This window comes from Bradyrhizobium sp. Bra64 (assembly GCF_024519875.1).
Taxonomy (GTDB): Bacteria; Pseudomonadota; Alphaproteobacteria; order Rhizobiales; family Xanthobacteraceae; genus Bradyrhizobium; species Bradyrhizobium japonicum_G.
Genome location: NZ_JALJRD010000007.1, coordinates 320,069 through 337,617, shown reverse-complemented (window position 1 = coordinate 337,617; position 17,549 = coordinate 320,069). Strand labels below are relative to the sequence as shown.

The following is a 17,549-nucleotide window of genomic DNA, read 5'->3' as shown; positions in this document are numbered from 1 at the left end:
TCGCGATGACGGGAGAGAGAGACGAGCGTTACGCCGTCAGCCCGCGCTGCTGGGCCAATTCCTTCAGCGACACCTGCGGGCGCGCGCCGATGTGCTGGATCACTTCGGCGGCCGCGAGCGCGCCGAGCTCGCCGCACTGCTTGTACGGCAGGTTGCGCGCCAGACCATACAGGAAGCCGGCGGCGAAGAGGTCGCCGGCGCCGGTGGTGTCGACCAGCTGCTTGATCGGCGAGGCGGGCGCGGCAACGGCGTCTTCCACTGACACCACCATGCAGCCCTTCTCGCTGCGGGTGACGACGCCGAGATTGACGTCGTTGCGCAGCTGCTTGAGCGCGGTGTCGAAATCCGAGGTCATGTAGAGCGAGTGCAGCTCGGATTCGTTTGAGAACACGATGTCGACGGTGCCGTTGCGCATCAACGATAGAAACTCGTCACGATAGCGATCGACGCAGAACGAATCCGACAGCGTCAGCGCCACCTTGCGCTTGGCGTCATGGGCGATCTTGGCGGCCTTGACGAAGGCGTCCTTGGCGTTCTTGGGGTCCCACAGATAACCCTCGAGATAGACGATGCCGGCCGCGGCGACCTCGGCCGGGTCGATATCGGCGGGCGACAAATCCTGTGCCGCGCCGAGATAGGTATTCATGGTGCGCTCGCCGTCGCCCGTCACCAGGATGTAGGAGCAGCCGGTGGCGGGGCCGTCCTTCGCGGCGGGCGTGTTGAAGGCGACGCCGGCGGCGCGGATATCGTGGACGTAGAGCTTGCCGATCTGGTCGTCCTTGACCTTGCCGACATAGGCGGCGCGTGCGCCGAGGCTGCCGATGCCGACGATGGTGTTGGCGGCCGAGCCGCCCGAAACTTCCGTCGCCGGGCCCATGTCCTGGTAGATGGCGGCGGCCCGCGCCTCGTCGATCAGGGACATGCTGCCCTTGGTCATGCCGTGCTTGGCCAGAAAGGCTTCATCGGTCCTGACCAGCACGTCGAACAGCGCGTTGCCGATGCCGAGAACGTCATATTTCACGTCAGCCATTCACTTTGATCCCGTTGCCCGATTGCAGACCGGCGGAAAATCAGCTTCCTATCTGCCTGAAAATGTAGCTCGCGGCCTATCACGACCGGACCTGTGCGGGCAAGCAACGGTATTATGCAGTTCCGATGATCCGCTCCTTCCTGACCGTCTCGACGGGGACGCTGGCCTCGCGGCTGCTGGGCTTCGCACGCGATTCCCTGATCGCGGCGCTGCTCGGCACCGGCGCCGTGGCGGATGCGTTTCTGGCGGCGTTTCAGCTCGTGAATGTGGTACGGCGCCTGCTCAGCGAGGGAGCGCTGAATGCCGCGCTGATCCCGGCCTGGCTGCGGGTCAGAGACCGCGACGGCGAAGTGGCTGCGGCCGCGTTTGCGGGACGCGTGCTTGCCACCGTCAGCGCGGCCCTGATCGGGATCTCGATCGCCGTTGCACTGTCGATGCCATTGATCATCACCATCATCGCGCCGGGATTCCTCGGCAGCGGCACGCTCGACCTCGCCGTTCAGAACGCGCGGCTGATGCTGCCTTACCTCGCCTTCGCGGGACCCGTCACGGTGCTGATGGGGCTGCTCAACGCACAGGGGCGCTTTGCACTCACTGCGTTCTCGCCGCTGCTGTTCAACATCGCGCTGATCGCCGCGATCGCGACACTCATGCTGTGGCACACCGATGCGACCTTCGCCGCGTGGATGCTGGCGGCCGCCGTCGGCGTCGCCGGCCTGCTGCAATTGTTGATGCTGCTGTCGCAGCGAAGCGCCCGCCTCGCCGCGCCGCTGCGCGTGAGCTTCGACGAGCAGATGCGCGGCTTCTTCGCCAAGGCGATCCCAGGCATGATCGCAAGCTCGGGGCCGCAATGGCTGATGATCGCAGGTGCAATCATCGCCTCGGCCACGCCCTCCGCCGTGTCGTGGCTGTATTTCGCCAACCGCCTGATCGAGCTGCCGCTCGGCATCGTCGGCGTCGCCATGGGCACGGTGCTGGTGCCGGAGCTGACGCGCGCGGTGGCTAGCGGCGACCGTGATGCCGTCGGGCAAGCGGAATCGCGCGCGCTCGAACTCGCGACCGGGCTGGCGCTGCCCGCGACGCTCGGCCTGATCGTGCTGGCCGAGCCGATCGTGCGGCTGCTGTTCGAACATGGCGCCTTCGGTGCCAACGACAGCACCGCGACCGCACGCGCGCTGATGTGGCTGGCGCTGGGCCTGCCGGCGCATGTGCTGATCAAGGCGCTCTCGCCGGCCTTCTACGCCCGCAGCGACACGATGACGCCGCTGCTCGCAACGGCCAAGGGTTTTGCGGTCGCGGTCGTCCTCGCCGTGCTGCTCGGCCACTACTTTGGCGCAAGCGGAATCGCGGCCAGCATCGCGGCCGGGGCCTGGAGCAGCGCGTTCTCCCTGCTCCGAAAAGGCACCGGCGAATTCGGCTTCTCGGTCGACGCTGCCGCGCGAAAGCGGCTGCCGCGGATCGTGCTCGCCGCTTTCGCCATGGGCGCCCTGCTGTGGCTGAGCGCGGGCCTCGTGCCTTCGGAGGCCCACGGGCTGATCCGCTTCATTGCGCTGGGCTTGCAGATCGCCGCCGGAATCTCCGTCTATGGCGTGCTCCTGCAAATCCTCGGCGTCGCGTCGTGGCGCGAGGCGGCCGGTGCCCTGAAGCGCTCCGTCCGGCCCGATCCGGGCGCCTGAGCTCACAGAAATACCCTTGACGGGGCAGCGCCGCTGTTGGAAACGACGCCCCGTATCTCGCAGGAAAGCTGCCATGGCATTCGTTGAACGGGTTTTTTCGGGCGTCCAGCCGACGGGCAATCTGCACCTCGGCAATTACCTCGGTGCGATCGTCAACTTCGTGAAAATGCAGGAAACCCACAACTGCATCTACTGCGTCGTCGACATGCACGCGATCACGCAGGGCGTGGACGTCTGGGGCGGGCCGGTCGAGCTTGCACGCAACACCCGCGAGGTGACGGCGGCGTTCATCGCGAGCGGCATCGATCCGAGCAAGCACATCGTGTTCAACCAGAGCCAGGTCTCGGGCCATGCCGAGCTCGCCTGGATATTCAACTGCGTCGCGCGCATGGGCTGGCTCGGCCGCATGACCCAGTTCAAGGAGAAGGCCGGCAAGGACCGCGAGAATGCGTCCGTCGGGCTGTTCGACTATCCCGTGCTGATGGCCGCCGACATCCTGCTCTACCGCGCCACCCACGTTCCGGTCGGCGAGGACCAGAAGCAGCATCTCGAGCTCTCGCGCGACATCGCTCAGAAGTTCAACAATGATTTCGGCGATTCGATCCGCAGCCACGGCGCCAATGACGGACTGTTCTTCCCGCTGCCGGAGCCGCTGATCACGGGACCGGCGACCCGCGTGATGAGCCTGCGCGACGGCACCAAGAAGATGTCGAAGTCGGACGCGTCCGACAATTCGCGCATCAATCTGACCGACGACGCCGACACCATCGCGCAGAAGGTGCGCAAGGCGAAGACCGATCCGGAGCCGCTGCCGACCGAGGAGAAGGGCCTGGAAGCGCGCCCCGAGGCCGACAATCTCGTCGGCATCTTCGCCGCGCTCTCCGACCGTTCCAAGGCCGACGTGCTCCGCGATTTCGGCGGCGGCCAGTTCTCCAGCTTCAAGAACGCGCTGGTGGATTTGTGCGTCACGAAACTCTCGCCGATCGCCGGCGAGATGAAGCGCCTCGTCGCCGATCCCGGCCATATCGACGCGATCCTGAACGATGGCGCCGACCGTGCCCGCACCATCGCCGAAGAGACCATGAACCTCTCGAAGGATATCGTCGGCTTCATCCGCCGGCGCTGATCGCAGCATCTACGAAACACGGCCTGCGCCGCGGCGCCGGCCGCTTCTCCTCTCCCCAAGCGCGGGGGAGTGTGGCAGCATGTCGGTTGCGCACACGCCGGGACATGCATGACCAGCCAGCGACTTTGCTTCGAGCCGGGTCACAAGCCCAAATGCCTCGTCATCGTCGACGACACCGCCGAATGGGACCGTGCGGTCTATTATGCCAGCCGCTGGGCGATCCGCGCCGGCGGCGGCGTTGTGATGCTGCGCATCATCGAGCCCGAACAGCAGACCCAGGAATGGCTGGGTGTCGCCGACATCATGCGCGCCGAGGCGCAGGAAGCGGCGGAAGCCGCGCTCGACCGCGCCGCTGGCCGCGCCAATGGCATCGCCGCGATCACGCCGGAACGGGTGATCCGCGAGGGTGCCGCGATGGAACAACTGCTCGCGGTGATCGACGCGGACCCCGACATCGCCATGCTCGTGCTCGCCGCCAATCCCGGCGCGGAAGGTCCGGGGCCGCTGGTCTCGCTGCTGAAGAACGCGCTGGGGACGTTCCCGGTGCCGGTGACGATCATTTCCGGCGCCCTCAGCGACGGAAGCGTGGATTCGCTGTCGTAGGCCGCGTCCTGCCCTCCCGCGCAGCGTAAGCACCGCCCTAACCCTCTGAAAATCATGGACGAATGCCCTCCGCCCCCTTGACCGTGCGTTCGCCGTCGCCATCTGCTACTGGATAGCTCACGCGCCGGCCTTGAACCGGCGACGTCCGGAGAAAACCATGTTCATTCAAACCGAAGCCACCCCCAATCCCGCCACGCTGAAATTCATTCCCGGCCGCGTCGTCGTCGATGGCGGTCCGATGGAATTTGCGAGCCGCGAATCGGCCTCTCGCTCGCCGCTCGCCGAAAAGCTGTTCGAGGTACCCGGTGTCACCGGCGTGTTCTACGGATCGGACTTCATCACCGTGACCAAGGCGAACGGTGAATGGCAGCAGCTCAAGCCCGCGATCCTGGGCGCCATCATGGAGCACTACATGTCGGGCGCGCCGTTGCTCGCCGACGGTGCGGCGCAAAGCGATGCCGATCTTGACGACGAGGACGAGTTCTTCGACGAGGCCGACGCAGAAACGGTCGACATGATCAAGGACCTGATCGAGACCCGGGTGCGGCCGGCAGTCGCCAATGACGGCGGCGACATCACCTTCCGCGGCTTCAAGGACGGCATCGTCTATCTCAACATGAAGGGTTCATGCGCCGGCTGCCCGTCATCGACCGCGACGCTCCAGCACGGCATCCAGAACCTGCTCAAGCACTTCGTGCCCGACGTGGTCGAAGTCCGGCCGATGTAACCCAGGGGCCGGATGCCCCCACACCGTCATGCCCGGCCGCGAGCGCGAAGCCCGTCTTCGCGCTAGACGCGCCGGGCATCCACGTTCTGGGGCTGCAAAGACGTGGATGGCCGGGACGAGCCCCGCCATGACGACGAGCATTCCCTGACGGATGATGCTACGATCGTTCCATGCTGATCCTTGCCATCGACACCGCGCTGGAGGCGTGTGCGGCCGCCGTGCTCGACACCGACGCCGGGCAGCTGCTTGCGCAGGAGCAGCTTCTCATGAAGCGCGGCCATGCCGAGGCGCTGATGCCGATGATCGCGCGCGTCATGCAATCGGCAAATCTGGCCTTCACCTCGCTCGACCGCATTGCCGTCACCGTCGGCCCGGGAAGTTTCACGGGCCTCCGCGTCGGCATTTCGGCGGCCCGCGGCCTTGCGCTTGCGGCAAAGCGGCCCGCCGTCGGGTTGACGACGTTATCCGCCTATGCTGCCACCGTCGTCGGGCAGAGCGGAACGGCACCGGTGATTTCGGCGATCGATGCGCGGCACGACCACGTCTACTTCCAGATCGTGGCCGGCGACGGCAGCCAACTGGTACGGCCGGGCGTTGTCCCCATCGACGAGGCGATCGCGGCCTCGCAATTCGGCGCGCCTCACCTGGTCGGCAATGCCGCAAATATCCTCGCCGAGCGCTGGCCAAAGGATGCACCTCAGCCGGTCGCGGTCGATGCGCAGCCCGCGCCCGACATCGGCTGGGTCGCATGGCTTGGCGCCGCGGCCGATCCCGAGGCCAATCCGGCGCGGCCGTTCTATCTGCGCGCGCCCGATGCAAAGCCGGTCGCGCAGCCGCCGCTCGCAGCACGAGCCGCGACCTCATGATGAGATGGTTGTCGGAATGGTGGCGCGGCGGCACGGCCGCCGTCGACCCCGCATCCGCGCGCGACGCCGCGCGGCTCGCGCAGCTTCACGGCGCCTCTTTCGCGCGCGGGTGGGGCGAAAGCGAATTCGAGAGCATGCTCACCGAGCGCAATACGCTGGTGCACCGGTTGCGCCTCGGCCGCAAGACGGTCGGCTTCGCGGTGTCGCGGATCGGCGCGGACGAAGCGGAAATCCTCTCGATCGCGGTCGACCATGCCCATCGCGGCCGCGGCCTCTCCCGCACGCTGCTGATGACCCATCTCGGCCATCTCGCGGGGCACGGCGTGCGCACAATATTTCTCGAGGTCGAGGAAAACAACCAGCCGGCACGGCGCCTCTACGACCGCGCCGGATTCGTGGTGGTCGGGCGCCGAGAACGCTACTATAACCAGCCGAACGGGGAACAATTGAACGCCCTTCTGATGCGGCGTGACTTGTCGTAACATTGATGGCAGAAAGCGCCCCGTCAGGCAGACAGATCATGACCGCACTGAAACCTTCCTCCGCATCCAAGGCGTCCGGCATCGAGGCGCGCTGTGCCGCGACCGGCATGCGCATGACCGAGCAGCGCCGCGTCATCGCCCGCGTGCTCGCGGAAGCGATCGATCATCCCGATGTCGAGGAACTGTACCGGCGCTGTGTCGCCGTCGACGACAAGATCTCGATCTCGACGGTGTATCGCACCGTCAAGCTGTTCGAGGATGCCGGCATCATCGAGCGCCATGATTTCCGCGAGGGCCGCGCGCGCTACGAGACGATGCGCGACAGCCACCACGACCACCTCATCAACCTGCGCGACGGCACGGTGATCGAGTTCACCTCCGAAGAGATCGAGAAGCTGCAGGCGGAGATCGCCCGCAAGCTCGGCTACAAGCTGGTCGATCACCGGCTCGAGCTCTATTGCGTCCCGCTCGACGACGACACGCCGACGTCCTAAGTGGCATGATCTTGTCGGAAAACCGCTTCACACTTTTCCGGATCATGCCTTAGTGCCGATAGATCTCATCATCTTCGATTGCGACGGCGTGCTCGTGGACAGCGAGGTGATCTCCTGTCGCGCGCATGCGGACGTGCTGACCAGGCACGGCTATCCGATCACATCGGAGCAGGTGTTCGAACGTTTCCTCGGCCGCTCGACGCGGCAGGCCAATCTCGAGATCGAGGCCGAACTCGGCTGCAAGCTGCCCGAAGCCTATCACGGTGATCTGCAGGACGAGCTGTTCCGCGCATTCGAAGCCGAGCTCGAAGCGATCCGCGGCATTCACGACGTGCTCGATGTCGTGACCCAGCACGTCTGTGTCGCCTCGAGCGGTTCGCATCAGCGCATGCAGGTGAGCTTGGGGAGCACTGGACTCTATGAGCGTCTCGCGCCAAACATATTTTCGGCCTCGCAGGTCAAGAACGGCAAGCCGTCGCCGGACCTGTTTCTGTTCGCGGCCAAGGAGATGGGTGTGGCGCCCGAGCGCTGCGTCGTGATCGAGGACAGTCTTGCCGGCATTGCCGGCGCTCGCGCGGCCGGCATGATCGTGTTCGGCTTCTGCGGCGGCGCACATTGCGGGGATGGCCATGCCGAGACCCTGCGCCGGGCCGGTGCCGACCTGACTTTCGCCGACATGCATCAATTGCCGGAGTTGGTCCGGCGGGTCGAGGCGGACGCCCTGGCGGGCTGATTTCGGCTATTTGGCCCATTTCGCAGCACCGCCCCGGCAATCTCGCCTCAAAACCTCTGGATTCCGGGTTCGCGTTGGCGCCGCCCCGGAATGACGGCCAGAAGGGGCTTCATTGCTGGATTTTCGCCGCTCCAGTCTATATCTGAGGGCTGTCCCCCACCTCCATTCCGGGTTCCATGACGCCGCCGCGCAAGCTGCACATCAAATCATATGGCTGCCAGATGAACGTCTACGATGCCCAGCGCATGGTGGACACGCTGGCTCCGGAAGGATTCGTGGAGACGGCCAGCGCCGAGGACGCCGACCTCGTCATCCTCAACACTTGCCATATCCGCGAGAAGGCCTCCGAAAAGGTCTATTCCGAGCTCGGCAGGCTGCGCCTTGCCAAGGACGAGGCCGCACGCGAGGGCCGCGCGATGCAGATCGCGGTCGCGGGCTGCGTGGCGCAGGCCGAGGGCGGGGAGATCGTGCGCCGCGCGCCCGTGGTCGACGTCGTGGTGGGACCGCAGAGCTATCATCATCTGCCGGAGCTTTTGAAGCGCGCCGCCGACGAGGGCCGCGCGATTGAGACCGAATTTCCGGCCGCCGACAAGTTCGGCTTCCTCGCCCAGCCCAAGCCCGACGCGATCCGCGCGCGCGGCATTTCCGCCTTCGTCACGGTGCAGGAAGGCTGCGACAAGTTCTGTACTTTTTGCGTCGTGCCTTACACGCGAGGCTCGGAAGTCTCGCGGCCCGTGGCGAAGATCGTCGACGACGTGAGGCGGCTCACCGAGAACGGCGTGCGCGAGCTCACGCTGATCGGGCAGAACGTCAACGCCTATCACGGCGAGGGACCGGACGGGAAAAGCTGGCCGCTCGGCAGGCTGCTGGAACATCTGGCGCGGATTCCCGGCGTCGCGCGGCTGCGCTATTCGACCAGCCACCCCCGCGACGTCGATGACAGCTTGATTGCAGCCCATCGCGATCTCGACGCCTTGATGCCGTTCGTGCACCTGCCGGTGCAGTCGGGCTCGGACCGGATTCTGGCCGCCATGAACCGGAAACATACCGCCGATGATTACCGGCGTGTCGTCGACCGATTCCGGTCCGCCCGCCAAGACATTGCTTTTTCATCAGATTTTATCGTCGGCTTCCCCGGCGAGAGCAAGCAAGATTTTCTCGCCACACTCGCGCTTGTCACGCAAATCGGCTACGCTGCGGCTTATTCGTTCAAATACTCCGCCCGGCCGGGAACGCCGGCCGCGGATATGCAGGAGACGGTGTCCCCCGCCGAGATGGACCAGCGATTGGTGCGGCTCCAGGAATTGATCGACAGCCAGCAATCGGCCTTCAACAAGGCTGCGATTGGCTCAACGGTCGATGTGCTGTTCGAGCGTCCGGCCCGCAAGGACGGCCAGATCGTGGGCCGCACTGCATTTCTCCAGCCGGCGCATGTGATGGCCTCGCCCGACATCATCGGACAAATCCTGCCGGTCCGGATCGACAGTCTCGAACGCTACAGTTTCCTCGGTGAGCTCGCCACGGCACGCGAGCCCGCTTTATCGCCCATTGCCACTGGAGCTTGAACCCTTGCCAAAAAGCGCATCGGATTCGTCTTCTATCGCTTCCAGCCGCAAATTTGACCGCGACATGCAGGTTCCGCCCGAGACCCAGGTCGTCATCGACTTCGACGACAACCGCGCCGCTTCCGCGCTGGTAGGCCCTTACGGCCAGCATCTCGCGCAGATCGAGCGGCGGCTCGGCGTCGTCGTCGACTCCAAGGGCAACCACATCACCATCGGCGGCTCGCGCGACGGCTGCGACGCCGCTCGCCGCGTGCTGGAGACGCTCTACGCGCAAGCGGTGAAGGGGCAGGACCTCGACCAGGGCGAGGTCGAAGGCGCGATCCGTGCGGTGATCGCGCAAGGCTCACTGTTCGAGTTCGACGCCAAGTCGGCCAAATCGACCTTCGACAGCATCAATCTGCGCAAGCGCCCGGTCCGCGCGCGCACGGCCGCGCAGGATTCCTATATCCGGGCGCTGAAGCGCCACGAGCTGGTGTTCGGCATCGGCCCCGCCGGCACCGGCAAGACCTGGCTCGCGGTCGCGCATGCCGCGCAACTGTTCGAGCGCAAGGAGGTCGACAAGATCATCCTGTCGCGTCCGGCGGTGGAAGCCGGCGAGCGGCTCGGCTTCTTGCCCGGCGACCTCCGCGAGAAGGTCGATCCCTATCTGCGCCCGATCTACGACGCGCTCTACGACCTCATGGATGCGCGCATCGTCGAGCGTGCGCTGCAGACCGGCGAGATCGAGATCGCGCCGCTCGCTTTCATGCGCGGCCGCACGCTGACCAACGCCGCCATCATCCTGGACGAGGCGCAGAACACCACGTCGATGCAGATGAAGATGTTCCTGACCCGTCTCGGCGAGAACAGCCGCATGATCGTGACCGGCGATCCCTCGCAGATCGACCTGCCGAACGGCCAGACCTCGGGTCTCGCCGAGGCGACCCGGCTGCTGAGCGGCGTCGAAGGCATTGCGCAAGTTCATTTCAAGGCCGAGGACGTGATTCGCCACGAGCTCGTGGCGCGGATCGTCTCCGCCTATGAAGGGCAGCCGCAGCGGCCGGCCGCCGGTAAATCCTGACGACAACAACCGGACAATTTGGGCGCGGACGCAGGCGCCTTTTCGTTCCGAACAAAGAGAATGTCACACCCCAACCTTCCCATCACCGAGGTCCTCGTCGTCGCCGATTGCTGGCAGCGTGAGCCCGATTCCGAAGCCGTGATCCAGCGCGCCGTTGCGGCCGCCGCAGAGAGTGTCGATGCAGACGTCGCGGAGGCGGAAGTGGCTGTAATGCTGACCGATGATTCCGGCATCCGCACGCTCAACAGCAACTGGCGCGGCATCGACAAGCCGACCAATGTGCTGTCGTTTCCCGCGCTTCAGCCGGAAGGCGAATGGAAGCCGGGCGACGCGCCGCGCATGCTCGGCGACATCGCGATCGCGTACGAGACCATGCGGCGCGAGGCGGACGAGGAGCAGAAGCCGTTCGATCATCATTTGAGCCATCTCGCCGTGCACGGTTTCCTGCATCTGGTCGGCTATGACCACGAGAACGACGGCGACGCCGAGGAGATGGAAGCCCTCGAACGGGAGATCCTGGCTCATCTCGGCATCCCCGATCCCTATGCCGACCGCGCGGGGACGCACTGAGATGCCGGATTCCGAACCGATCCACGACAATCCGCGCAACACGGCCAATCTGCCGGCCGTGGTGACGCCGGGCGAGATGACGCGCCCGACCGCGGAAGGCTGGCTGCTGCGTGCCATCCGCACGCTGTTCGGCTGGAAGGCGGGATCGGTCCGCGACGACCTCCAGGTCGTGCTGGACGCCACGACGCCCGACGACACCGGCTTCTCGACCGTCGAGCGCACCATGCTGCGCAACATCCTCGGCCTGCACGAGCGCCGCATCGCCGACGTCATGGTGCATCGCGCCGACATCATCGCGGTGAAGCGCGACATCCCGCTTGGTGAGTTGATGGACCGGTTCGAGAGCGCCGGCCATTCGCGCCTCGTGGTCTACAACGAGACGCTCGATGATCCCGTCGGCATCGTCCACATCCGCGATCTGCTCGCCTTCATGACCGCGCGTGCCCGCGTGTCGGAGGCCACGAAGACCAAGCGCAAGAAGCCGCTGCCGGCCGGTCTCGATCTGCGTACGGTCGATCTGGCGCTGCCGCTTCAGGATGCGCGCATCATCCGCAAGCTGCTCTACGTGCCGCCGTCGATGCGGGCGATCGACCTGCTCGCGCAGATGCAGGCCACGCGCATTCATCTGGCGCTGGTGGTCGACGAATATGGCGGCAGCGACGGGCTGGTTTCGCTGGAGGACATCGTCGAGCAGATCGTCGGCGAGATCGACGACGAACATGACAGCGACGAGCCGCCCTCGATCGTACGGCTGCCCGACAACGCCTTCATCGCCGATGCGCGCGCCAGCCTCGACGACGTCCGCACCGTGATCGGCGAGGATTTCGTCACCGGCGAGGCCGGCGAGGAAGTGGAGACGCTGGGCGGCTATCTCGTCAGCTTCGTCGGGCGTCTGCCGGTGCGCGGCGAAGTCATCTCCGGCCCCGGCCATTACGAGGTCGAGGTGCTCGATGCCGATCCGCGCCGCGTCAAGCGGCTGCGGATCTCGACGCGGAAGGAGCGTCCCGCGCCGCGCACCCAGCGCGAGAGCCGCCGCCGCGAGGTTACGCCGGATGGCAGTCAACCGGCGGCCAGCGACACGCCCACCCCGCCAAGCGACGGGACCGGTCCGCAGTGAGCCCGTTCCAGCGATTTCGGCAGATAGCGCTTGCCGTCATCCTCACCTGGGGATGGAAGCGCGCCGTCATCGCCATGGCCGCCGGCGCGCTGTCGGTGCTGGCGCTGGCGCCGTTCAACATCTTCCCGGTGCTATTCATCACGCTCCCGGTGCTGGTCTGGCTGATCGACGGTGCCGGTGCTGGACGATACCGCGGCATTCCTGCCGCGGCGCTGACCGGCTACTGGTTCGGGCTCGGCTATTTCGTCCCCGGCCTCTACTGGATCGGCTACGCCTTCTTCGTCGATGCCGATACATTCGCCTGGCTGACGCCGTTCGCCGTGCTTGGCCTGCCGGCCTATCTCTCGATCTTCACGGCGATCGGATTTGCGCTCGCCCGCCTGCTCTGGACCAAGGATGCCACGCGCATTCTGGCGCTCGCCGCAAGCCTCACCATCGCCGAATGGCTGCGCGGTCACGCGCTGACCGGCTTTCCCTGGAATGCCTTCGGCTACGCCTTGTCCGAGCCGCTGCCGCTGGCGCAGACGGCCTCGCTGATCGGCCTGTGGGGCATGACGTTCCTCAGCGTTGCGATCTTCGCGAGCCCCGCGGCGCTGATCGACCGCACGCCTGATCGCCGCCCGGCGTGGCGCGCTCCGGCCGCTGCGATTGCGCTCCTGCTCGTCATGGGCATCTTCGGCGCGATCCGCCTGTCGCTGCATCCGACCACGATGGTCGCGGGCACCAAGCTGCGCCTGATGCAGCCGGACCTCCAGCAGGACGCGAAATTCAACTACGCCGCCAAGGCGGAGGTGATGAAGAAATATCTGGCGCTGTCGGACCGCGCCTCCGGGCCGCAATCGACTGGCGTGCGCGATGCCACCATCCTGATCTGGCCGGAATCCGCCTTTCCGTTCTTCCTGACCCGCGAAGCGGACGTGATGGCGCAAATCGCCGAGCTTCTGCCCAAGGGCACAGTGCTGATCACGGGCTCGGTCCGCGCGCCCGACCTGCCGCGGGGCACGCCGATCACGCGCGCCTATAATTCGATCTACGTGATCGACCACGACGGCAGCGTGCTCGCGGTCTACGACAAGTTGCATCTCGTGCCGTTCGGCGAATTCCTTCCCTACCAGGACCTGATGGAGAAGCTCGGCTTCGAGCAACTGACGCGCGTGCGCGGCGGCTTCATTCCCGGCACCGTGCGGCACGCGCTTCCAGTGCCGGGCGCGCCCAGCGCGCTGCCGCTGATCTGCTACGAGGCAATTTTTCCCGGCGAGGTTGCCGGGCGCAACGAGCGTCCGGGCTGGATCGTGAACCTCACCAATGACGGTTGGTTCGGCATTTCGACCGGTCCCTATCAGCATCTCGAGCAGGCGCGGATGCGCGCGATCGAGCTCGGACTTCCACTGGTGCGCTCCGCCAATACCGGCGTCTCGGCGGTGATCGATCCGGTGGGACGAACCGTTGCCAGCCTCGGCCTCGGCGTCGAAGGCATTTTGGATGCAAGTCTGCCCGCCGCAATCCCGCCGACCGTCTATGCAAGGGTGGGCGACATCCCCGCAGCCATGCTCGTCGCGCTGGCTGTGCTTCTGGCGGTACGGCGACGTGTTGCCAAACGGCATCCGTGATCACACCTCGCTAGCGGTTTTCGGTCGAGGCGACCGGAATCCTTTGACAACCGTAGTCCCACGGTTGACAGACTGCACGCGGCCTCCTCATTCTGCGCCGGCTGCAAAAGACAGTGGGCATTGCTAAATTTCTCCGCAATGTTTCCCAATAACAGGGTCTGATTTTGACGATGCTGACACCCGAGGCATTCCTGATGATTGCGCCGAAGGTGGTGTTTGGAGGCTGAGGAAATGTCGAAAGCGCCCAACCCTGTTGACAAATATGTCGGCAGCCGCGTGCGAATGCGCCGCATCATGTTGGGCATGAGCCAGGAAAAGCTCGGTGAAGCTTTGGGCCTGACTTTCCAGCAGATCCAGAAATATGAGAAGGGCACGAACCGGGTCGGTGCGAGCCGTATCCAGCAGATCGCCGAGATACTCCAGGTGCCGGTGTCGTTCCTGTTCGAAGGCGGGCCTAGCGGCGTGGCCGGCCCGGACGGCTTCGCCGAAGGCGCATCGCCCTCCTATGTCTCGGACTTCCTCGCGACTTCCGAAGGTCTTGCTTTGACCAAGGCGTTCACCCGAATCACCGATTCGAAGATGCGCCGCTCGATCGTCGATCTCGTCGAGCAGATCGCGGCCCGCGAAGGTCCCGACAAACGCTGACGCCCGTCTCAATCCGATTTGAGACTGCGTCAAATCTGGCCTATGTCGTCATTTGCGGCCGCGTTTTGATGCGCATCCGCTCCGATGATGCGATACAAGGGCACAGATGCACTCATGATCAGCTCCAATTGGTTCGATTCCCAAACTATTCTCGATGGCATCCGCAGCTGGGTCGAGATCGAGACGCCGACGGACTCGCCTGAACAGGTCAACAAGCTGATCTCCGTGGTCGCGGAGCAATACCGCGATCTGCCTGTCACGCTCGAGCGTGTCGCCGGCGTCGATGGCTGCGGCGATCATCTCGTGGTGCGCTCGACCTGGGGCCAGGACCGGCCGGGCATCCTCGTGCTGAGCCACCTCGATACCGTCCATCCGATGGGATTCATCACGCGCCTGCCGTTCAAGGTCGAAGGCGACAGCGCGTTCGGTCCGGGCATCTACGACATGAAGGGCGGCGCCTACATCGCACATCATGCCTTTGGTGCGCTCTGCGCCACCGCCGATCGCTCGCCGCTCGGCATCACCCACCTGTTCACCTCCGACGAGGAGATCGGCAGCCCCACCTCACGCACACTGATCGAGACGGAAGGCCGCAAGGCCAAATATGTGCTGGTGACGGAGCCGGCGCGCGACGGCGGCAAGATCGTCACCGGCCGCAAGGGTGTCGGGCGATTCGAGGTCTTCATCAAAGGCGTGCCCGCACATGCCGGCACGCGGCCCGAGGACGGCCGCAGTGCGATCCGCGAGCTTGCCAATGTCATCCTGGCGCTCGAAGCGATGAACGATCCGGCCCGCGGCGTTACCGTCAATGTCGGCGTGGTGCGCGGCGGCACGCGGCCCAACGTGACGCCGGAAGAAGCCCATGCCGAAATCGACCTGCGCGTGCTGAGCCTTGAGGACGCGGACGAATTCGTCGGCAGGATTCTCGCCCTGACGTCGAAGACGGATGGCGTCACCGTCAGTGTCACGGGCGGGCTCAATCGTCCGCCTTACGAGAAGAGCAATGCCGGCGCCTCGCTGTACGAGCATGCGAAGACGCTCGCCACCGAGATCGGCTTCGAGCTGGTCGACACCCACACCGGCGGCGGCTCGGACGGCAATTTCACAGCCGCGCACACCGCGACGCTCGACGGGCTCGGCGTCGACGGCAAGGGCGCCCACACCCATTATGAGCAGCTCTATGTCTCGTCGCTCGCGCCGCGGGCGCGGCTGCTCCATCGCCTCTACCAGACGCTGCGATGATCGAACGCAAATCGGATCCCGATCGCGACGACAGCGAGCGCGCCTTTTTCGGGCGCCGCAAGGGCCACAAGCTGCGGCAGCATCAGGCCGAGCTGATCGATCATCTGCTGCCGCATCTCGCGCTCGACATCGACGGTGAGGCGCCGGCGAATGCCGGCGAGATCTTCGATCCCGCGGCGGACGATGTGCGGCTCGAGATCGGCTTTGGCGGCGGCGAGCATCTTGCGGCCGAAGCGCAGAGCTTCTCCACGACCGGCTTCATCGGCTGCGAGCCCTATGTCAACGGCATGGCGAAAATCCTCGCGCAGATCGAGGCGACCAACATCGGCAACATCCGCCTGTTCGCAGGCGATGCCGCCGAGCTCCTGGCCTGGCTGCCCAAAGCCTCGCTGTCGCGGATCGACCTGATCCATCCCGATCCCTGGCCGAAACGGCGGCACTGGAAGCGGCGCTTCGTCCAGGACCGGACCATCGCCGCGATGGCGCGCGTGCTGAAAGCCGGCGGCGAATTCCGTTTCGTCTGCGACATCGACGATTACTGCGCCTGGACGCTGTCGCATCTGGCGCGCTCGGTGGATTTCGTCTGGCTGGCGGAGCGCGCCGACGATTTCCGGCAGCCATGGGCCGGCTACACCATGACGCGCTACGGCCGGAAGGCTGCACGCGAGGGCCGCAAGGCGGCCTATCTGCGATTCAAGCGGCTCTAGATCGTCTGCCGGTTGCGCCAGAAATTCACGACGCGCTCGGCAGTGGCCGGCATCAGGCGCGTGAAGTTCACGCGCGCCTGCTCGATATCGGCATCGGCTGGCGTGCGATTCGGGCCGTACCACATCAGGATCAGTGCGCGCACCGTCGGCCAGCCGAGATTCAGCACGCGACCCAGAACCAGAATCGGATCGTAGCGGTCACCGGCGATCAGGCGGTCGAGAACCGAGAGGCGGACGCCGGACATCGCCGAGAGCGAGGCGATGGACTCCTCGTATTTGTGCGCCTTGGCGAAGCTGAGCAGCGCGCTCTCGCCGAGATGGCCGCCGCGATGCAAGGCCAGCACCGTGCGCTGTGCCGCGGAGAAATCGCGGCGCGGCCCCGGCGGCAGTGCCGCCTCCTCGATCGCCGCCATGGCGCGCTTGATCTCGACCTGGCGCGCGGGATTGACCACGCTCGAGAGGCGGCGGCGGATGACGTCGAGTGTGCCGTCGAGAAGCTGTTTCAGGTGCTCGCCGGAGAGATCGTTGCGCTGGCCGATCCTGAGCGTCAGCACGCCGTCCTGCGCGGCGCGCTTGATCAGCTCGGAATAACCATCGGGCGAGAACGCCGCGCCGGCATTGCCCGCGGCGCGGCGCACCACGTCGCGATCGCCGCGCTCGACCAGCACGTCGGTGACGACAGCGGACAGCAGGGGGCGCTCGGTCATCGCCAGCAGATGGCCCTGGCCCTTCAGCCGCGCGATCTCGACGAGAGCGGCGTCGTCGAGCACGGGCGAATGGCGCAGCACGGGGCCAGCCACCATGATCTCGTTTTCACGCGCGAGCTGGCTCACCAGATGCCGCGGCGCGTTGTTCAGGCGCGAGAAGCGTTCGGCGAGATCGACGCGCGAGGCGAGCTCGGCATGCGGGACGAGATCGATCAGCAGATTGTCGAAGAGATCGACGAGATCGGGACGGAGCTTCTCGGCGTCCTGGAAGAACAATTGGGCGATCGCGCTCGCGATCTCGCCGCGCCGCCGCGGGTCGCCGCGTTTGACGATATCGTCCAGTCCGGGAATGAGCGACGTGGCAACGGTCATGAAAACGCAAACTCGTACAGGGCACGCCGCGGGTGCGCCCTTGGTCCAAGCCGCCCCACGATCGGGGAATTTAGGCCCCGGAGGTGAAGGAAGCGTTGCGCGAGGGGCCGCGGACCGGACGCAAAAAGCCTCGCCCGCCCTGCGATGGGCCTTGTCCGGGAGGGCGGAAAGGGCTATATCAGCGCCAATTCATCTTCTCATACGATCCGCGTAGTGA

The 17,549-nt window shown here is 65.7% G+C and carries 18 protein-coding genes; 16 read left to right on the top strand and 2 right to left on the bottom strand.

Annotation, left to right across the window (positions count from 1 at the left end):
- Window positions 1-28: 28 nt before the first annotated feature.
- Window positions 29-1,030, bottom strand: a complete 1,002-nt coding sequence (locus NR187_RS22265; protein WP_256807605.1) for an adenosine kinase — start codon at window positions 1,028-1,030, stop codon at window positions 29-31.
- Window positions 1,031-1,155: 125 nt separating this feature from the next.
- On the opposite strand from NR187_RS22265, the gene murJ reads away from it, so the two are divergent.
- The 16 genes from murJ (at window position 1,156) to trmB (ending at window position 16,253) form a co-directional block, all read left to right on the top strand.
- Window positions 1,156-2,706: a murein biosynthesis integral membrane protein MurJ gene (gene murJ, locus NR187_RS22260; RefSeq protein WP_256807604.1), complete on the top strand. Its 1,551-nt coding sequence runs from the start codon at window positions 1,156-1,158 to the stop codon at window positions 2,704-2,706.
- A gap of 73 nt (window positions 2,707-2,779) precedes the next feature.
- A complete protein-coding gene (gene trpS / locus NR187_RS22255) occupies window positions 2,780-3,832 on the top strand; it encodes a tryptophan--tRNA ligase (protein ID WP_256807603.1) in 1,053 nt (350 codons plus the stop codon).
- Between the two features lie 108 nt (window positions 3,833-3,940).
- Entirely contained in the window at window positions 3,941-4,435 is a 495-nt protein-coding gene (locus tag NR187_RS22250; protein ID WP_256807602.1) for a universal stress protein, read from the top strand.
- A gap of 157 nt (window positions 4,436-4,592) precedes the next feature.
- Window positions 4,593-5,162 carry a NifU family protein gene (locus NR187_RS22245; protein ID WP_211383914.1) on the top strand — a complete coding sequence of 190 codons (570 nt, stop codon included), beginning with the start codon at window positions 4,593-4,595 and terminating at the stop codon, window positions 5,160-5,162.
- Window positions 5,163-5,332: 170 nt separating this feature from the next.
- Window positions 5,333-6,028 (top strand): tRNA (adenosine(37)-N6)-threonylcarbamoyltransferase complex dimerization subunit type 1 TsaB, encoded by a 696-nt coding sequence (gene tsaB / locus NR187_RS22240; RefSeq protein WP_256807600.1) that lies wholly within the window; start codon window positions 5,333-5,335, stop codon window positions 6,026-6,028.
- Complete coding sequence (gene rimI, locus NR187_RS22235; RefSeq protein ID WP_211383912.1) at window positions 6,025-6,510, top strand: ribosomal protein S18-alanine N-acetyltransferase; 486 nt, start codon at window positions 6,025-6,027, stop codon at window positions 6,508-6,510. The genes tsaB and rimI overlap by 4 nt, the downstream gene beginning before the upstream one ends.
- 38 nt (window positions 6,511-6,548) lie before the next feature.
- Entirely contained in the window at window positions 6,549-7,004 is a 456-nt protein-coding gene (locus NR187_RS22230) for a Fur family transcriptional regulator (protein WP_211383911.1), read from the top strand.
- Window positions 7,005-7,056: 52 nt separating this feature from the next.
- Complete coding sequence (locus NR187_RS22225; protein ID WP_211383910.1) at window positions 7,057-7,737, top strand: HAD family hydrolase; 681 nt, start codon at window positions 7,057-7,059, stop codon at window positions 7,735-7,737.
- Between the two features lie 176 nt (window positions 7,738-7,913).
- Entirely contained in the window at window positions 7,914-9,302 is a 1,389-nt protein-coding gene (gene miaB, locus NR187_RS22220; protein WP_211383909.1) for a tRNA (N6-isopentenyl adenosine(37)-C2)-methylthiotransferase MiaB, read from the top strand.
- A 64-nt stretch (window positions 9,303-9,366) separates the two neighbouring features.
- Window positions 9,367-10,362 (top strand): PhoH family protein, encoded by a 996-nt coding sequence (locus tag NR187_RS22215; RefSeq protein WP_014438680.1) that lies wholly within the window; start codon window positions 9,367-9,369, stop codon window positions 10,360-10,362.
- A 60-nt stretch (window positions 10,363-10,422) separates the two neighbouring features.
- Window positions 10,423-10,932, top strand: coding sequence for an rRNA maturation RNase YbeY (gene ybeY, locus NR187_RS22210; RefSeq protein WP_211383908.1), 510 nt, complete (start codon window positions 10,423-10,425; stop codon window positions 10,930-10,932).
- Between the two features lies 1 nt (window position 10,933).
- The gene (locus NR187_RS22205) at window positions 10,934-12,049 is read left to right on the top strand and encodes a hemolysin family protein (protein ID WP_249129069.1); all 1,116 of its coding nucleotides are present in this window, start codon (window positions 10,934-10,936) and stop codon (window positions 12,047-12,049) included.
- Window positions 12,046-13,659, top strand: a complete 1,614-nt coding sequence (gene lnt, locus NR187_RS22200) for an apolipoprotein N-acyltransferase (RefSeq protein WP_211383906.1) — start codon at window positions 12,046-12,048, stop codon at window positions 13,657-13,659. The genes NR187_RS22205 and lnt overlap by 4 nt, the downstream gene beginning before the upstream one ends.
- A 231-nt stretch (window positions 13,660-13,890) precedes the next feature.
- On the top strand, window positions 13,891-14,304 hold the full coding sequence (locus tag NR187_RS22195) for a helix-turn-helix domain-containing protein (RefSeq protein WP_008131807.1): 414 nt from the start codon (window positions 13,891-13,893) through the stop codon (window positions 14,302-14,304).
- Window positions 14,305-14,388: 84 nt separating this feature from the next.
- Window positions 14,389-15,546: a M20 family metallopeptidase gene (locus NR187_RS22190; protein WP_211383905.1), complete on the top strand. Its 1,158-nt coding sequence runs from the start codon at window positions 14,389-14,391 to the stop codon at window positions 15,544-15,546.
- Window positions 15,543-16,253 (top strand): tRNA (guanosine(46)-N7)-methyltransferase TrmB, encoded by a 711-nt coding sequence (gene trmB / locus NR187_RS22185; protein WP_211383904.1) that lies wholly within the window; start codon window positions 15,543-15,545, stop codon window positions 16,251-16,253. The genes NR187_RS22190 and trmB overlap by 4 nt, the downstream gene beginning before the upstream one ends.
- On the opposite strand, the gene NR187_RS22180 is transcribed toward trmB, so the two are convergent.
- Window positions 16,250-17,332 (bottom strand): DUF2336 domain-containing protein, encoded by a 1,083-nt coding sequence (locus NR187_RS22180; protein WP_211383903.1) that lies wholly within the window; start codon window positions 17,330-17,332, stop codon window positions 16,250-16,252. The two genes, trmB and NR187_RS22180, sit on opposite strands and share 4 nt — an antisense overlap.
- Window positions 17,333-17,549 lie beyond the last annotated feature (217 nt).

What these genes read in the sequence shown, in the direction of transcription:
- NR187_RS22180 (WP_211383903.1), bottom strand. Translation starts at nt 17,332, where the DNA reads ATGACCGTTGCCACGTCGCTCATTCCCGGACTGGACGATATCGTCAAA.
- rimI (WP_211383912.1), top strand. Translation starts at nt 6,025, where the DNA reads ATGATGAGATGGTTGTCGGAATGGTGGCGCGGCGGCACGGCCGCCGTC.
- NR187_RS22190 (WP_211383905.1), top strand. Translation starts at nt 14,389, where the DNA reads ATGATGCGATACAAGGGCACAGATGCACTCATGATCAGCTCCAATTGG.
- NR187_RS22215 (WP_014438680.1), top strand. Translation starts at nt 9,367, where the DNA reads ATGCAGGTTCCGCCCGAGACCCAGGTCGTCATCGACTTCGACGACAAC.
- NR187_RS22245 (WP_211383914.1), top strand. Translation starts at nt 4,593, where the DNA reads ATGTTCATTCAAACCGAAGCCACCCCCAATCCCGCCACGCTGAAATTC.
- NR187_RS22250 (WP_256807602.1), top strand. Translation starts at nt 3,941, where the DNA reads ATGACCAGCCAGCGACTTTGCTTCGAGCCGGGTCACAAGCCCAAATGC.
- murJ (WP_256807604.1), top strand. Translation starts at nt 1,156, where the DNA reads ATGATCCGCTCCTTCCTGACCGTCTCGACGGGGACGCTGGCCTCGCGG.
- tsaB (WP_256807600.1), top strand. Translation starts at nt 5,333, where the DNA reads ATGCTGATCCTTGCCATCGACACCGCGCTGGAGGCGTGTGCGGCCGCC.
- NR187_RS22265 (WP_256807605.1), bottom strand. Translation starts at nt 1,030, where the DNA reads ATGGCTGACGTGAAATATGACGTTCTCGGCATCGGCAACGCGCTGTTC.
- miaB (WP_211383909.1), top strand. Translation starts at nt 7,914, where the DNA reads ATGACGCCGCCGCGCAAGCTGCACATCAAATCATATGGCTGCCAGATG.
- ybeY (WP_211383908.1), top strand. Translation starts at nt 10,423, where the DNA reads ATGTCACACCCCAACCTTCCCATCACCGAGGTCCTCGTCGTCGCCGAT.
- NR187_RS22195 (WP_008131807.1), top strand. Translation starts at nt 13,891, where the DNA reads ATGTCGAAAGCGCCCAACCCTGTTGACAAATATGTCGGCAGCCGCGTG.
- NR187_RS22230 (WP_211383911.1), top strand. Translation starts at nt 6,549, where the DNA reads ATGACCGCACTGAAACCTTCCTCCGCATCCAAGGCGTCCGGCATCGAG.
- trpS (WP_256807603.1), top strand. Translation starts at nt 2,780, where the DNA reads ATGGCATTCGTTGAACGGGTTTTTTCGGGCGTCCAGCCGACGGGCAAT.
- trmB (WP_211383904.1), top strand. Translation starts at nt 15,543, where the DNA reads ATGATCGAACGCAAATCGGATCCCGATCGCGACGACAGCGAGCGCGCC.
- NR187_RS22205 (WP_249129069.1), top strand. Translation starts at nt 10,934, where the DNA reads ATGCCGGATTCCGAACCGATCCACGACAATCCGCGCAACACGGCCAAT.